This window comes from Streptomyces sp. NPDC093591, assembly GCF_044764885.1.
In the GTDB taxonomy this organism is placed as follows: domain Bacteria; phylum Actinomycetota; class Actinomycetes; order Streptomycetales; family Streptomycetaceae; genus Streptomyces.
The window spans coordinates 134,424-148,943 of the sequence record NZ_JBIWIY010000008.1 but is presented as its reverse complement, the minus strand read 5'-3'; the positions used below and the strand labels follow the sequence as shown (position 1 = coordinate 148,943).

Here is a 14,520-nt window from a genome sequence, read left to right as displayed (position 1 = left end):
GGCGACCTGAGGGCTCACGGGCCGACCACGCCGGGGCGTTCCGACCAGAAGGCGGGAGCCACCAGCCGCCACACGGCCATGAGGAGGACGCCCGTGGTGGTGATGCCGATGCCGATGACGAGTGGGGGACCGAGTCCGAACCAGGAGTCGCCGCTGTAGGAGTTGGCGGGGTCGGACATGTCGATGACCGATTCCACCAGCAGCCAGGCCAGCAGCACGGCACCGACGAGCGGACCGAGGCCGATCAGGACGAAGTGGTGGACGCTGCTGGTGAGTTGGCGGCGGTAGTACACGGCGCAGGCGACACCGGTGAGCGCGTAGTAGAACGCGATCAGCAGCGAGAGCGCGGTGAGCGAGTCGAACAGCGCGTTGGCACTGATCTCGTTGACGACGAGATACCAGGCGATGGCGATGGCGGCGACCCACCATGTGCTCACGTCAGGGGTGCGGAAGCGCGGGTGGATGCGGGCGAAACGCGCGGGCAGCGCATGACGGCGCGCCATCGACAGTGCCGTACGGGACGCCGGGATGATCGTCGTCTGTGTCGACGCCAGCGCGGACGTGGAGACCGAGAGCAGCACCACCCAGTCCCAGCCGCCCATCGCCTCGCCGGCGAGCAGGGCGAAGACGAACTCCTCCTCGGCCGCGTTCTCGGCCAGGTAGGCGGTTCCGGCGTAGGCGACCACGGCGAAGCCCACCGCCACATAGGTCACCAGCAGAATGACCGTCGACCACACGGCCGCCCTGCCGGGGGCGGTGGCGGAGTCCTCCACCTCCTCGGTGAGATTGACGGCCGACTCCCAGCCCCAGTAGATGAACACGCCGAGCAGCAGGGCCCCGGTCAGGGACGCCCCGCCGGCTCCGAAGGGGTCCAGCCAGCCGATCGACGGTTCGACGGAGCCGAGCGTGCCGGTGTCGGCGTAGACCCGGTACAGCGCCACCACGGCGAAGGCGAGCAGACAGACGACCTGGGCGGTGATCAGGACGTTCTGCACCTTCGCCGACACCTCGGTGCCGATGACGCACACGGCCGTCATCAGCAGGATGACCAGCACCGTCAGCAGCCGGCGCACGGCGTCGTTCTCGGCCCAGCTGTCGAGGCCGAAGGCGAGCAGGGCGAAGGTCACGGCGACGTCCGCCAGTGATCCGACGACCAGCACCCCGGTCATCGTGATGGCCCAGCCGCCGAGCCACCCGGCCCACGGCCCCATGGCCCGGGTGACCCAGGAGAAGGTGGTGCCGCAGTCCTGGTCGGCCTTGTTGAGGTAGAAGAAGGCCGATGCGATCAGCAGCATGGGCACGAAAGACGCCAGCATCACGCCGGGGGCGTGGATCCCCACCAGTGCCACGACCGGGCCGATGACCGCCGCCACCGAGTACGCCGGGGAGGTGGAGTTGAGTCCGATGACGAGCGCGTCGACGAACCCGATCGCATCGGGCTTCAAGCCGGCGGACGGGGGTCGCCCCGCGTCCGCGATGTCGTCGGCCATATTCCTTCACTCCCTTTAGTACGTGGATCCATACAACAGGGAGTAAGGAGACATTCAGGTCATTGAACGAGCGCGGCCAGGTCCTCGGCGGTGGAGGGACCGGCTGCCGCCTCGGACAACAGCCCTTGTGACCGCAGGAGTTGGGCCGCCGCCACCCCCCACGGCAACCGCAGTCCGGCCTGCCGCAGCAGATCGGTGCGGACCAGCATCTCCGGCGCCGGACCGGTGCGTGCGCCGGACGGGGTGAGGAGCGCCGCGTCGTCCGCCCAGCGCAGGGCCAGGTCGACGTCGTGGGTGGCCATGACCACCGTGGTGCCGCCCGCGCGCAGCCCGTCGAGGGTGGCCAGCAGACGCTCCTGGCCGTCCGGGTCGAGCCCGGCGGTCGGTTCGTCCAGGATCAGCACCCGCGGCCGCATCGCGACGGCGCCCGCGATGGCGGTGCGCTTGCGCTGCCCGTACGACAGCAGGTGCGTGGGCCGGTCGGCCAGCGCGGTGATGTCCAGGGCGGCGAGCGCCTCGTCGACCCGCGCGCGCACCTCGACGTCGGGCAGACCGAGGTTCAGCGGGCCGAAGGAGACGTCCTGGGCGACGGACGCGGCGAAGAGCTGGTCGTCGGGATCCTGCACCACCAGCTGAACGGTCGTACGCAGCCGGGTCAGGCCCTTGCGGTCGTAGGCGACCGGCGCACCCTCCACCGTCAACTGCCCGTCGCGCGGGCGAAGTCCGCCGCTGAGCAGCCGCATCAGCGTGGTCTTGCCACTGCCGTTGCGGCCGAGCAGCGCCAGCGCGCGCCCCTCGCGGACGTCGAAGTCGAGGTCGCTGAGCACGACGGGGCCGTCCTCGTAGGCGTAGGACGCGCCCCGCAGGGCGACCAGTGCGGTGGGCTCGCTCATGGCAGGGCCTTTTCCAGTACGAGGGTGAGGGCGGCCAGCGCTGCGAGGAGCGCGCAACTCACGGCCGTGAAGCGGACGGAGACCCGGGCCTCGGGCACCAGGACGCGCAGGGTGCCGTCGTAGCCGCGCCCGGCGAGCCCGGCCTGGAGACGGGTGGCCCGGTCGAAGGCCCGCACGAAGGCGGTGGCCCCGAGCCCGGCCAGGGAACGCCACTCCGCGGCCCGGCTCATGTGCCCGAGCCGGGCGGCCTGGGCCTCCCGGATACGGCGCATGGAGTCCAGGAGCAGGAAGCTCATGCGGTACGTCACCAGGGCGACGTCCACGACCGGCGCGGGCACCCCGGCCTTCACCAGGCGGGGCAGCAGGTCGGACATCGGGGTGGTGAAGGCGAACAGCAGCACCCCGAGCGAGGCGGCCGAGGTACGCAGCAGCAGCTCACCGGCGCGCAGCGGACCGTCGTCGGCGAGGGACACGAAGCGCTCCGGCCCGCCGACCTGGACGAGCAACGTGACCGCGCCGGTCACGCAGAAGCCCAGCGGCACGCGGTAGGCGCGCCACAGCCGACGGCCGGGCACGCCCGCCGGTCCCAGCAGCACTATGACTGACGTCAGGAGCACCAGGGCCGCGCCCGGCCAGGGCGGCAGCGAGATCGCGAGCACGGTGAGACCGAGCCCGAGCACGGCCTTGTCCACGGGGTGACGGCGGCGCCAGCGACTGCTGTGCGCCGCCGCGTCGATCGGCAGCACGGGAGGTCAGGCCCTTTCGGCCGTGGATTCCCCGGCGGTGTCACCGGCTGCGCCGCCGGTGTCCCCCACCCGCTCCAGCGCCCGCTGTTCGCCCTGCCGCCGCCCCCGGTGCAGACCGAAGTAGTAGGCGAGGACACCGGCGCCGAGGGCCGCCTGGAGGGCGAAGAGCGCCGACTCGATCTCCCCGGACGGCGGTTCGTACAGCGGCGAGAACCAGGGCTTGTAGTCCGGCTCGATCTCGGTGATCGCGGTCTCCGCCTCGGCGTCGGCGCCCGTGAACGGCTCCTCCTTGTGGTCGCCGAGGCCGAGGGCCAGCGGCAGCACGGCGAGGGCGGCCACGACGAGCAGCAGCAAGAGGTTGATCTTCGTGTTCCTGCTCATCGGGCCACCGCCTCGGTCTCGGTCCCGGACTGCTTCTTGTCCTTGGTGAGGAGCACGCCCAGCCGGGTCAGTTCCCCCTTGCTGGACTGCACCAGCAGCCGCATCACGAGCACCGTGAGCAGGCCCTCGCTCACCGCGAGGGGGATCTGGGTGACGGCGAAGATGGAGCCGAACTTGCCGAGCGCGCCCAGGAATCCGCTGCTCGGGTCGGGGAAGGCGAGCGCCAGCTGGACGCTGGTGACGCAGTAGGTGGACAGGTCGGCGACGAACGCCCCGAAGAACACCGCCACCATCAGCGGCACGTCGTACCGCCGCAGCAGTCTGTACAGGGCGTATCCGGCCCAGGGCCCGACGATCGCCATCGAGAAGACGTTGGCGCCGAGCGTGGTCAGGCCGCCGTGCGCGAGCAGCAGCGCCTGGAAGAGCAGGGTGATGGTGCCCAGGACCGCCATGATCGGCGGCCGGAACAGGATGGCGCCGAGGCCGGTGCCGGTGGGGTGGGAGCAGCTGCCGGTCACCGAGGGCAGCTTCAGCGCGGACAGGACGAACGTGAAGGCCCCGGAGGCGCCGAGGAGCAGTGTGCTCTCGGGGTGCTCCCTGACCTCACGGGTGAGTGAACGGACTCCGTGGACGACGAACGGCGCGGACGCGACGCCCCAGGCGACGGCGTGCGCCGGAGGCAGGAAACCCTCGGCTATGTGCATGGCTCAGCAGACCCTCTCCAGCACCTCGTGGATGGTTGACGCGCCTTGGCCGGTCTCCTGGCTGACGGGTACCACCGCCCGTGCTCCGCCTTCCCGGGTCCCGAAGGTCCCAGTGGCTGCCCGTTCGAGGGCTGGAGCCGGACTTCCCGATTCACAGTGGCGAGGGCCGCACCGGCATCACACCGGATTTCCCGTTCACCAAGGCGTGGTGACAGTAGTGCCCGCACAGGGTGGCTGACAAGCGCGCCTCGGGGGCTCGAAAGGGGCGCTCGCCGCTCGTCAGGCGCCTGCCGCAAGGACGGGACCCGCCCTCGATACGGCTCTCCGACTCGTAGGAAGTTCCCTCGCCGGCGCGTAACGTGAATCCACATGAAGATCCTCATCAGCGCCGACATGGAGGGCGCCACCGGAGTGACCTGGCCGGCCGACGTGCTGCCCGGAACGCCCCAGTGGGAGCGGTGCCGGGGGATGTTCACCTCGGACGTCAATGCCGCGGTGCTGGGGTTCTTCGACGGCGGTGCCGACGACGTCGTCATCAACGAGGCGCACTGGACCATGCGCAATCTCCTGCTGGAGCGGCTCGACGAGCGGGCGGAGATGCTCACCGGCCGGCACAAGGCGCTGTCCATGGTCGAGGGCGTCCAGCACGGCGACGTGGACGGCATCGCCTTCGTCGGCTACCACGCGGGCGCCGGCATGGAGGGCGTCCTCGCGCACACCTACCTCGCCAACTCCATCACCGGGGTGTGGCTGAACGACGTGCGGGCGAGCGAGGGGCTGCTGAACGCGCATGTCGTCGCCGAATACGGCGTGCCCGTCGTGCTCGTCACCGGCGACGACGTGGCCTGCGAGGACGCGCTCGGGTACGCGCCCGGGGCGCTGAAGGTCGCCGTGAAGGACCACGTCTCGCGGTACGCGGCCGTGTGCCGTACGCCGGCCAGGACCGCCGCCGACATCCGGGCCGCCGCCAAGGAGGCCGCCGCGCTGGCGGTCCGTCAGGCGCCGGTGAGCGGCGGGCCCTTCACCGTCGCCGTCGAGTTCGACGCCGAGCATCTCGCCATGGCCGCCACCGTCGTCCCCGGCGTCGAACGGATCGGGGAGCGGAAGGTGGCGTACACCAGCGAGCGGATGTACGAGGGAATCCGTACCTTCAAGGCAGTGACCACGATCGTCTCGGCCGCGGTGGAGGAGCAGTATGGCTGACGGGCAGGCACTGGACGAGGTCGTGACGTTCACCTCCGACCTCATCCGCATCGACACCACCAACCGGGGCGGCGGCGACTGCCGGGAGCGGCCCGCCGCCGAGTACGCGGCCGCGCGGCTGGCCGAGGCGGGCCTGGAGCCCACCCTGCTGGAGCGCACGAGCGGCCGTACGAACGTGGTCGCCCGGATCGAGGGCACCGACCCGTCGGCGGACGCGCTGCTCGTGCACGGTCATCTGGACGTGGTGCCCGCGCAGGCGGGGGAGTGGAGCGTGCACCCCTTCTCCGGGGAGATCCGTGACGGGGTCGTGTGGGGCCGGGGCGCGGTCGACATGAAGAACATGGACGCGATGGTCCTCGCGGTCGTCCGGGCCTGGGCGCGGGAGGGCGTGCGGCCCCGGCGGGACGTCGTGATCGCGTTCACCGCCGACGAGGAGGCGAGCGCCGAGGACGGCTCCGGATTTCTCGCCGACCGGCACGCGGGGCTCTTCGAGGGCTGCACCGAGGGCATCAGCGAGGCCGGTGCCTTCACCTTCCACGACGGCGGCGGGCGGCAGATCTATCCCATCGCGGCCGGGGAGCGCGGCACCGGCTGGGTCCGGCTCACCGCCCGCGGGCGGGCGGCGCACGGCTCCAGGCCCAACCGGGAGAACGCGGTCACCCGCCTCGCCGCCGCCGTCACCCGGATCGGCGCCCACGAGTGGCCGCTGCGGCTGACCCCGACGGTCCGCGCCGCCCTCGCCGAACTCGCCGCGCTGTACGGCCTGGAGGCCGACCTGGACGACGTCGACGGGCTGCTGGAGAAGCTCGGGCCGGCGGCCGCGCTCGTCGAGGCGACCGTCCGCAACAGCGCCAACCCGACGATGCTGGAAGCCGGTTACAAGGTCAACGTCATCCCGGGGGAGGCCGTGGCCCATATCGACGGCCGCTATCTGCCGGGCGTCGAGGACGAGTTCCGCGCCACCCTCGACGAACTCACCGGGCCCGACGTGGAGTGGGAGTTCCACCATCGCGAGGTGGCCCTCCAGTCGCCGGTGGACTCGCCGACGTACGCCAGGATGCGCGCCGCCGTCGAGGAGTTCGCGCCCGAGGGGCACGTGGTGCCGTACTGCATGCCCGGCGGCACGGACGCCAAGCAGTTCTCGCGGCTCGGCATCACCGGCTACGGCTTCTCCCCGCTGAAGCTGCCGGACGGCTACGACTACGGGGCCATGTTCCACGGCGTCGACGAGCGGGTGCCGGTCGAGGCGCTGCACTTCGGCGTCCGCGTACTCGACCGGTTTCTGCGGACGGCCTAGGGGAGTTGAGGCAGACGGTGCGGACGCTGGCGTACGGTTCCTGGCCCTCGCCCATCGACGCGGCCCTCGCCGCCAGGCACGACGGGCACCCCGAGTACGTGGGCTTCGTCGGCGACGAGGCGTGGTGGACCGAGCCCCGGCCCACGGAGGGCGGGCGGCGCACCCTGGTGCGGCGACGGGCCGACGGTGTGGAGGAGTCGGTGCTGCCCGCGCCGTGGAACGTGCGCAGCCGGGTCGTCGAGTACGGCGGACATCCCTGGGCGGGCGTGGTGGTCGACGGCAGGCCGCTCGTCGTCTTCGTCGACTTCGCCGATCAGCGGCTCTACCGGTACGACGAGGGCGGCGAGCCGCGCCCGCTCACTCCCGTCTCCGCGGTGGGCGGTGGACTGCGCTGGGTGGAACCGCAGGTGCGACTCGAACTCGGTGAAGTGTGGTGCGTGCTGGAGGAGTTCACCGGCGAGGGCCCCACCGATGTGCGCCGCGTCCTGGCCGCCGTCCCGCTGGACGGCTCGGCGGCCGGGGACCGGGACGCCGTACGCGAACTCACCGACGACCGGCACCGGTTCGTCACCGGGCCGCGGCTCTCGCCCGACGGGCGGCGCGCGGCGTGGCTCGTCTGGGACCATCCGCGGATGCCGTGGGACGGTACGGAGCTGCTGGTCGCCGAGGTCGGCGCCGACGGCACGCTCGGCGGCCCGCGGACCGTCGCCGGCGGGCCGGAGGAGTCCATCGCGCAGGTGGACTGGTCGCCGGACGGCCGGCTGCTGTACGCGAGCGACTGCAGCGGCTGGTGGAACCTCTACCGCGACGGCGAGCCCCTGTGCCCGCGCGAGGAGGAGTTCGGCGGGCCGCTGTGGAAGCCCGGCCTGCGCTGGTTCGCCCCGCTGGCGGGCGGACTGATCGCCGTCGTGCACGGACGCGGGTCGACCGCCCTCGGGGTCCTGGACCCGGAGACCGGCGAGATCGTCGACGCGGCGGGCCCCTGGACGGAGTTCGAGCCCACCCTCGCGGTGCACGGCGAGCGGATCGTCGCCGTCGGCGCCAGCCCGCGCAGCGCGCACGAGGTGGTCGAGCTCGACACCTGTACGGGCCGGGCCAGGGTCATCGGCGCCGAGCACGACGACGCCGTCGACCCCGCCTACTACCCCGAACCGCAGATCCGCACCTTCACCGGCCCCGCCGGAGACGAGATCCACGCGCACATCTACCCGCCCCACAACCCCGGCTGCGTCGCCCCCGGCGGCACCCCGCCGCCGTACGTCGTCTGGGCGCACGGCGGGCCGACCGGCCGGGCGCCCCTCGTGCTCGACCTGGCCATCGCCTACTTCACCTCGCGCGGCATCGGGGTCGCGGAGGTCAACTACGGCGGCTCCACCGGCTACGGCAGGGCCTACCGCGACCGGCTGCGCGAGCAGTGGGGCGTGGTCGACGTCGAGGACTGCGCGGCCGTCGCGCTCGCCCTCGCCGACGAGGGCACCGCCGACCGGGACCGGCTCGCCATCCGCGGCGGCAGCGCGGGCGGCTGGACCGCGGCGGCGTCGCTCACCACGACCGACGTCTACGCCTGCGGCACGATCCTCTACCCCATCCTCGACCTGGCCGGCTGGGGCGCCGGAGAGACCCACGACCTCGAGTCGCGGTACCTGGAGACCCTGGTCGGCCCCCTCGCCGAGGTACCGGCTCGCTACGCGGAACGCTCGCCCGCCGCACACGCCGACCGTCTCACCGCGCCCTTCCTGCTGCTGCAGGGCCTGGACGACGTCATCTGCCCTCCCTCCCAGTGCGAGCGGTTCCTGGCCCGTCTGGAGGGCCGCCGGGTGCCGCACGCCTACGTCGCCTTCGAGGGGGAGGGCCACGGATTCCGGCGGGCCGAGACCATGATCCGCGTCCTGGAGTCCGAACTCTCCCTGTACGCTCAGGTCTTCGGACTGCATCCGACCGGCATCCCGAAGCTGGAGCTCGCCAAGTGAACGCGCCCGTACGGCCACTCGTACGACCGTCCCGACTCGCCCCCGGCGCCCGCGTGGCCGTCGTCGCCCCCAGCGGGCCCGTGCCCGAGGAGCGGCTGCAGGCAGGCCTCGACGTGCTGCGGGGCTGGGACCTCGACCCCGTGGTGGCACCCCATGTGCTGGACCGGCACGGCGAGTTCGACTATCTGGCGGGCACGGACGCCGGCCGGGCCGCCGATCTCCAGACCGCCTGGTGCGATCCGTCCGTGGACGCGGTGCTGTGCGCGCGGGGCGGGTACGGGGTGCAGCGGATGATCGACCTGCTCGACTGGGACGCGATGCGGGCGGCCGGACCGAAGGTGTTCGTCGGCTTCAGCGACATCACCGTGCTGCACGAGGCGTTCGCCGGTCGGCTGGGTCTGGCCACGCTCTACGGGCCGATGGCGGCGGGCGTCGACTTCATCAAGAACGCGCGGGCGCAGGAGCATCTGAAGGCCACCCTGTTCGAGCCGGAGTCGGTGCGCACGATCACCTCCACCGGCGGCCGCGCGCTGGTCCCCGGCCGGGCGCGCGGCGTCACGCTCGGCGGCTGCCTCTGCCTGCTCGCCGCCGAGACGGGCACCCCGCACGCCAGGACCTCCGCACGCGGCGGCCTGCTCTGCCTGGAGGACGTCGGCGAGGAGACGTACCGGCTCGACCGCTACCTCACCCAACTCCGGCGCGCGGGCCTGTTCGACGGCGTGCGCGGGGTGCTGCTCGGGTCGTGGCAGGAGTGCGAGCCGTACGCGCGGGTGCGTGCGCTGCTCCTGGACCGGCTGGGTGGCCTCGGTGTGCCCGTTGTGGAGGAGTTCGGGTTCGGGCACGGTGAAGGTGCGCTGACGATTCCCTTCGGAGTGCGCGCCGAACTCGACGCCGACGCGGGGACCTTGACCCTCGACGAGCCCGCCCTCGCCTGACCCGTCTTCACTGAACTTCCGTCAAGAAACCTCCGTCACGGCGATTGACCTCGTCTGACACGTGTCACACCATGACAACCGGCCAGTACTTACTGGTCGGTAAGCAGGGCTGTTCCCCAGCGTGCCTCAGTGTGGAGGTCCCCCGTGTCCCGTCGGATGCCCAGATTCCGAGCCCCATTCGCTCTCGTCCTCGGCACCACGCTCACCGCACCCCTCGCGCTCACCGCTCCGGCCGCCGCCGTAACCGGCCAGTTCACCGTCACCGCCCTGAAGTTCACCGTCCAGGCAGGCGGCCGCACCTGCACCGTCGACGCCGACCTCTACCGGCCCGCCGGCGTGGACCGCGCCCACCCCGCGCCCGCCGTCCTCGCCACCAACGGCTTCGGCGGCAGCAAGTCCGACGGCTCGACCGACGCGATCGGCAAGGCCTTCGCCCAGCGCGGCTACGTCTCCCTCGTCTACTCCGGGCTCGGCTTCGGCAGGTCCGGCTGCCTGATCTCGCTCGACGACCCCACCATCGACGGCGTCGCCGCCTCGCGCCTGGTCGACTTCCTGGGCGGCGGACGCGCCGCCGACGACGGCACGAAGGCTGACTTCGTCACCCTCGACGCCCCCGGCGACCCACGCGTCGGCATGGTCGGCGGCTCCTACGGCGGAGCCATCCAGCTGGCCACGGCCGCGGTCGACCAGCGCCTCGACGCGCTGGTCCCGATGATCACCTGGAACGACCTGGCCTACTCCCTCGACCCGAACAACGCCGCCGGGAGCAACAACGTGCCCGGCGCCTTCAAATGGCAGTGGGCCAACGGCTTCTACCTCATCGGCGAGGGCCAGCCCCTGCTGGAGCCGAACCTCGACCCGTCCCGCATCAACTCCCTGGCCTGCCTGCACTTCGTCACCAAGGCCTGCGACACCGTCCGCACCCTCAACTCCGGCCGCTACCCCGCGCAGCAGACCGCCGAGCTGCTCGCCTACGCGCGCAGTGTCTCGCCGGTGTCGTACCTGAACCGCGTCAAGGCCCCCACCCTCCTCGTCCAGGGCCAGGCCGACAGCCTCTTCAACCTCAACGAGGCGACGGCGACGTACAAGACGCTCAAGGGCCAGGGGACCGCGACGAAGATGATCTGGCAGTCCTGGGGCCACAGCGGCGGCATCACCGACCCGGCCGCCGGTGAACTCAACCTCGGCCAGGGCAACCTGGAGACCAGCTACGCCGGCCGCCGCATCCTCGCCTGGTTCGACCGCTACCTGGGGAAGAAGAACGTCGACACCGGGCCGGCCTTCGCCTACTACCGCGACTGGATCACCGACCCCGACGGCACCTACGCCACCGCCGACCGCGTCCCCGCGCTCAGCCGGACCCTCTACCTCTCCGGCGACGGCAAACTCGTCGACAACCGCGGCAAGGTGGCGCGCGGAAGCCGTACGTACACCAACTGGCCCGTCTCCACGAGCCATTCGGAGAGCTCGCTGTACGGGATCCTCGGACTGCCGGACCCCGCGCCGTACGACACCCCCGGCACCTACCTCGGCTGGACCAGCGAGCCGCTCGCGCGCACCACCGACGTCGTGGGCGCGCCCCGGGCCACGCTGAAGGTCGTCTCCCCGAAGGCCGAGCGGACCCAGCACTCGGGGGACGCCGCCGACAAGCTCGTCCTGTTCGCCAAGCTGTACGACATCGCCCCCGACGGCAGTAAGACGCTGGTGCACAGGCTGGTCGCCCCGGTGCGGGTGGCCGACGTCACCAAGAGCTTCACCGTCACCCTGCCGGGGATCGTGCACCGGTACGAGAAGGGGCACCGGCTGCGGTTCGTGATCGCCGCCAGTGACGACGCGTACTTCGGGAACCGGGGGATCAAGCCGGTGACGGTGGTCAGCGCACCCGGGGAGACGGGGGTGCTCCGGCTGCCGGTGGTCGGCTGAGCGGCCCGGGACAGCCGCTCACCGTGCGTGACCGCGCCGTCGGGAGCATCCTGGTCGTATGACCGCGAAGACGTCGCAGAACGGCGGGCGGCGGAGCGGGCCGGGCGGGGCGCTGACCCCCGCCAGGGTCGCCGTTCTGGTGCTCGTCGCCCTCGCCCTGACCTTCATCTTCGAGAACACCCGCGAGACCGAGATCCGGCTGCTGGTCCCCGAGGTGACGATGCCGCTGTGGCTGGCCCTGTTCGGCATGGGCGTGATCGGCGCGCTGTGCGGGGCCTACTTCATGGGCCGGCGCCGCTAGCGGCGCCGTAGGCTGGCGGAATGCCTCATCCCGCGTCCCCATATCTCGCCGAGGGCCCTCGTGTGGGCATACGCCACTTCACCTACCAGGACGGTGGCGAGTTCACCGCGCGTGTCCGGGAGAGCAAGGAACTGCACCAGCCGTGGCTCTTCCCGCCGGACAGCGCCGCCGCGTACGCCGCCTACGCAGGGCGGCTGATCGAGGATCCGACCAAGGCGGGCTTCCTGGTCTGCGCGAAGGACGACGGCGGCGGGATCGCCGGGTTCATCAACATCAACAACATCGTCGCGGGCGCCTTCCAGAGCGGGGCCCTCGGGTACGGCGCCTTCGCCCACGCGGCCGGGCGGGGCCTGATGCGGGAGGGCCTGGACCTGGTGGTGGGCCACGCCTTCGGGCCGATGCGGCTGCACCGGCTGGAGATCAACGTCCAGCCCGCCAACACCGCCTCGATCGCCCTCGCCCGCGCTTGCGGCTTCCGCCTGGAGGGTTTCTCGCCGGGCATGCTCTTCATCGACGGGGCCTGGCGCGACCATCAGCGGTGGGCCGTCACCGCCGAGATGCGCGCTTGAAAGCCGGTCCGCATCGCGCGCCGAGCCCGTCGACCCGAAGATTGCGGGCGGCCTCGTCTACGACCCCGAGCCCTGACGGTCCACGTACTCGTAGATCGCCCCGTCCGGATGCATCGCGATCAGGTTGCGGCCCACCGGCGTCGGCACCGGACCGGCGATGATGTGCGCGCCCAGCTCGCTGAGCACCCGGTGGGCCTCGTCGACGTCCTTGACGGCGATCGTGGCCGCGACCTTGCGCAGCACCTCCAGCTCGGCCTCCGGCCCGCTCATCAGCAGGAAGCAGCCGATCGCGGCCACCTGCACGCCGCCGCGTTCGAAGCGGAGGGCTGTGCCGCCCGCGAGGCGCTCGTAGAAGGGGACTGCCCTCTCCAGGTCGTCGACGCATACGCGCAGCGTGGTTCCCAGGATCTCCATGCGTACGAGCCTAGTTGGGGGCGCTCGGACCGGGAGATCGTTTCACGCGATCCCCTCACTCCGGCGCGGGACCGCGCGCGTTACCCGTACGCGTGTACGGGTACTCGGCGGCAATGAACCGCTTCGATCATCTTGAGCACCTGGACAAGGAACTGGTCGACGAACTGGCGCAGGTGGCACGCGAGACCGTGCGGGACGAACTGCGCGAGCAGACCCGACGGCAACGCCGCCGGGCCGTGCTGTACGCCGGCTCCGGCGCCGTCGCCCTGTACGCGGGCGCCGCCCTCGCGCTCGCCCTGGGGCTGGGTCTCGCCACCGGGCTGCCGGACTGGGCCGCCGCGCTGATCACCGCGGTCATCCTCGGCGTGGTGGCGTATGCGCTGCGGAGCGCGGCACGCCCGTCGGCGTCCCGGCCGACAGCGGAGCACGAGGGCGAGCGGGCCGCCGCCCATGGACGCACCGTCGGCGGCACGGCACCGGCCGCCCCGCCGGGCGGCCTCGGCCTGCCGTACCCGCCGATGCCGCCCGGCCCGCCCGGGACGGGAGTGCCCGGCGCGGTGACGCCGGACATGCCGGATGCGCGGACGCCGCATCCGGACGACATCGACCCCGAGCAGCCGCACCACCGGGCGTGATGCGCGGTGCGCAGGCCGTGGGAGATCGCCCTGCCGGGACGTGGCAGGGCCGTCGTGGTGACGGGGGCCAGCGGCGGCGTCGGCCGGGCCGCGGCCCTCGCCTTCGCCGCGCGGGGCGACCGGGTCGCCCTGCTGGCCCGGGGGCGTGAGGGCCTCGCCGGGGCCGCGGACGAGGTGCAGCGGGCCGGGGGTGAGGCCCTGGTCGTGAGCGTGGACATGGCCGACGCGAAGGCCGTCGACGACGCGGCGCAGAAGGTCGTCGACACGTTCGGGCGCATCGACGTCTGGGTCAACAACGCCTTCGCCGGCATCTATGCGCCGTTCACCGAGATCACCCCGGACGAGTTCCGGCGGGTGACCGAAGTGACGTACCTGGGCTATGTGTTCGGCACCCGGGCCGCCCTGCACCACATGCTGCCGCGCGACCGGGGCACGATCGTGCAGGTCGGCTCCGCGCTCGCCTACCGGGGGATTCCGCTGCAGTCGGCGTACTGCGGCGCCAAGCACGCCATCCAGGGGTTCAACGAGTCACTGCGGTGCGAGCTGCTGCACGAGGGAAGCCGGGTGCGTACGACGATGGTGCAGCTGCCGGCGGTCAACACCCCCCAGTTCGAGTGGGTGTTGAACCGTCTCCCGGGGCGGGCCCGGCCGGTGGCGCCGGTGTACCAGCCCGAGGTCGCCGCACGGGCGATCGTGCATGCGGCCGGGCACGGACGGCGCCGGGAGTACTGGGTGGGGGGCTCCACGGCGGCGACGCTGATGGCCAACGCGGTCGTTCCCGGACTGCTGGACCGCTATCTGGCGAGGACCGGCTTCGAGGCACAGCAGGACGAGGGCGAACAGCTGGGGCCGGGGAACCTGTGGACGGCGGCGGACGGGGCGCGGGGGCGTGACTTCGGGGCGCACGGGCGTTTCGACGAGGAGTCCCATCGGGGCAGCTCACAGGAGTGGCTCTCGCGCAATCGCGGCAGGATGGGGCAGGCCCTCACGGTCGGCGCCGGTGTGCTGGCGGCACGCCGGCTGACCCGCCTGCTGCGCCACTAGGAGCCCCGGTATTCC

At 72.2% G+C, this 14,520-nt stretch carries 15 protein-coding genes and 1 riboswitch; of the genes, 9 read left to right on the top strand and 6 right to left on the bottom strand.

The features are described 5' to 3' along the window. Positions 1-14 precede the first annotated feature (14 nt). The 5 genes from ACIREI_RS18620 to ACIREI_RS18600 are packed head-to-tail and all read right to left on the bottom strand — an operon-like array spanning position 15 to position 4,214. A complete protein-coding gene (locus tag ACIREI_RS18620; protein WP_403333937.1) occupies positions 15-1,490 on the bottom strand; it encodes an APC family permease in 1,476 nt (491 codons plus the stop codon). Positions 1,491-1,549: 59 nt separating this feature from the next. After that, positions 1,550-2,383, bottom strand: coding sequence for an ATP-binding cassette domain-containing protein (locus ACIREI_RS18615; RefSeq protein ID WP_403333935.1), 834 nt, complete (start codon positions 2,381-2,383; stop codon positions 1,550-1,552). Next, entirely contained in the window at positions 2,380-3,129 is a 750-nt protein-coding gene (gene cbiQ / locus ACIREI_RS18610) for a cobalt ECF transporter T component CbiQ (protein WP_403333933.1), read from the bottom strand. Before cbiQ ends, ACIREI_RS18615 begins: the two co-directional genes overlap by 4 nt. A 6-nt stretch (positions 3,130-3,135) precedes the next feature. Beyond that, the gene (locus ACIREI_RS18605) at positions 3,136-3,510 is read right to left on the bottom strand and encodes an energy-coupling factor ABC transporter substrate-binding protein (protein ID WP_403333931.1); all 375 of its coding nucleotides are present in this window, start codon (positions 3,508-3,510) and stop codon (positions 3,136-3,138) included. Further along, the gene (locus tag ACIREI_RS18600) at positions 3,507-4,214 is read right to left on the bottom strand and encodes an energy-coupling factor ABC transporter permease (protein WP_403333929.1); all 708 of its coding nucleotides are present in this window, start codon (positions 4,212-4,214) and stop codon (positions 3,507-3,509) included. Before ACIREI_RS18600 ends, ACIREI_RS18605 begins: the two co-directional genes overlap by 4 nt. 29 nt (positions 4,215-4,243) lie before the next feature. Beyond that, positions 4,244-4,432, bottom strand: a riboswitch (cobalamin riboswitch). A 151-nt stretch (positions 4,433-4,583) separates the two neighbouring features. Between ACIREI_RS18600 and ACIREI_RS18595 the strand changes: the two genes are divergently transcribed. The 7 genes from ACIREI_RS18595 to ACIREI_RS18565 all read left to right on the top strand — a co-directional run bounded on the left by ACIREI_RS18595 (position 4,584) and on the right by ACIREI_RS18565 (position 12,412). After that, positions 4,584-5,417 carry a M55 family metallopeptidase gene (locus tag ACIREI_RS18595; RefSeq protein ID WP_403333927.1) on the top strand — a complete coding sequence of 278 codons (834 nt, stop codon included), beginning with the start codon at positions 4,584-4,586 and terminating at the stop codon, positions 5,415-5,417. Beyond that, positions 5,410-6,714 carry a M20/M25/M40 family metallo-hydrolase gene (locus tag ACIREI_RS18590; RefSeq protein WP_403333925.1) on the top strand — a complete coding sequence of 435 codons (1,305 nt, stop codon included), beginning with the start codon at positions 5,410-5,412 and terminating at the stop codon, positions 6,712-6,714. Before ACIREI_RS18595 ends, ACIREI_RS18590 begins: the two co-directional genes overlap by 8 nt. Positions 6,715-6,719: 5 nt before the next feature. Then, positions 6,720-8,684, top strand: a complete 1,965-nt coding sequence (locus ACIREI_RS18585; protein WP_403333923.1) for a prolyl oligopeptidase family serine peptidase — start codon at positions 6,720-6,722, stop codon at positions 8,682-8,684. Beyond that, positions 8,681-9,619 carry an LD-carboxypeptidase gene (locus ACIREI_RS18580; protein WP_403333921.1) on the top strand — a complete coding sequence of 313 codons (939 nt, stop codon included), beginning with the start codon at positions 8,681-8,683 and terminating at the stop codon, positions 9,617-9,619. Before ACIREI_RS18585 ends, ACIREI_RS18580 begins: the two co-directional genes overlap by 4 nt. Positions 9,620-9,775: 156 nt before the next feature. Continuing rightward, a complete protein-coding gene (locus tag ACIREI_RS18575; protein ID WP_403334345.1) occupies positions 9,776-11,542 on the top strand; it encodes a CocE/NonD family hydrolase in 1,767 nt (588 codons plus the stop codon). A 58-nt stretch (positions 11,543-11,600) separates the two neighbouring features. Beyond that, complete coding sequence (locus tag ACIREI_RS18570) at positions 11,601-11,843, top strand: DUF1049 domain-containing protein (RefSeq protein WP_403333920.1); 243 nt, start codon at positions 11,601-11,603, stop codon at positions 11,841-11,843. 20 nt (positions 11,844-11,863) lie between these two features. After that, a complete protein-coding gene (locus ACIREI_RS18565) occupies positions 11,864-12,412 on the top strand; it encodes a GNAT family N-acetyltransferase (protein ID WP_403333918.1) in 549 nt (182 codons plus the stop codon). A 57-nt stretch (positions 12,413-12,469) separates the two neighbouring features. Here ACIREI_RS18565 and ACIREI_RS18560 read toward each other — a convergent pair whose 3' ends face one another. Then, positions 12,470-12,826, bottom strand: coding sequence for a VOC family protein (locus ACIREI_RS18560; RefSeq protein WP_403333916.1), 357 nt, complete (start codon positions 12,824-12,826; stop codon positions 12,470-12,472). Positions 12,827-12,939: 113 nt separating this feature from the next. Between ACIREI_RS18560 and ACIREI_RS18555 the strand changes: the two genes are divergently transcribed. Continuing rightward, positions 12,940-13,461 (top strand): phage holin family protein, encoded by a 522-nt coding sequence (locus ACIREI_RS18555; protein ID WP_403333914.1) that lies wholly within the window; start codon positions 12,940-12,942, stop codon positions 13,459-13,461. 6 nt (positions 13,462-13,467) lie between these two features. Next, positions 13,468-14,505, top strand: coding sequence for an SDR family oxidoreductase (locus ACIREI_RS18550; protein ID WP_403333912.1), 1,038 nt, complete (start codon positions 13,468-13,470; stop codon positions 14,503-14,505). Positions 14,506-14,520 lie beyond the last annotated feature (15 nt).

Coding starts and splice junctions, on each gene's coding strand:
- ACIREI_RS18620 (WP_403333937.1), bottom strand. CDS start 1,490: ATGGCCGACGACATCGCGGACGCGGGGCGACCCCCGTCCGCCGGCTTG.
- ACIREI_RS18615 (WP_403333935.1), bottom strand. CDS start 2,383: ATGAGCGAGCCCACCGCACTGGTCGCCCTGCGGGGCGCGTCCTACGCC.
- ACIREI_RS18605 (WP_403333931.1), bottom strand. CDS start 3,510: ATGAGCAGGAACACGAAGATCAACCTCTTGCTGCTGCTCGTCGTGGCC.
- ACIREI_RS18600 (WP_403333929.1), bottom strand. CDS start 4,214: ATGCACATAGCCGAGGGTTTCCTGCCTCCGGCGCACGCCGTCGCCTGG.
- ACIREI_RS18595 (WP_403333927.1), top strand. CDS start 4,584: ATGAAGATCCTCATCAGCGCCGACATGGAGGGCGCCACCGGAGTGACC.
- ACIREI_RS18590 (WP_403333925.1), top strand. CDS start 5,410: ATGGCTGACGGGCAGGCACTGGACGAGGTCGTGACGTTCACCTCCGAC.
- ACIREI_RS18575 (WP_403334345.1), top strand. CDS start 9,776: ATGCCCAGATTCCGAGCCCCATTCGCTCTCGTCCTCGGCACCACGCTC.
- ACIREI_RS18570 (WP_403333920.1), top strand. CDS start 11,601: ATGACCGCGAAGACGTCGCAGAACGGCGGGCGGCGGAGCGGGCCGGGC.
- ACIREI_RS18565 (WP_403333918.1), top strand. CDS start 11,864: ATGCCTCATCCCGCGTCCCCATATCTCGCCGAGGGCCCTCGTGTGGGC.
- ACIREI_RS18560 (WP_403333916.1), bottom strand. CDS start 12,826: ATGGAGATCCTGGGAACCACGCTGCGCGTATGCGTCGACGACCTGGAG.
- ACIREI_RS18555 (WP_403333914.1), top strand. CDS start 12,940: ATGAACCGCTTCGATCATCTTGAGCACCTGGACAAGGAACTGGTCGAC.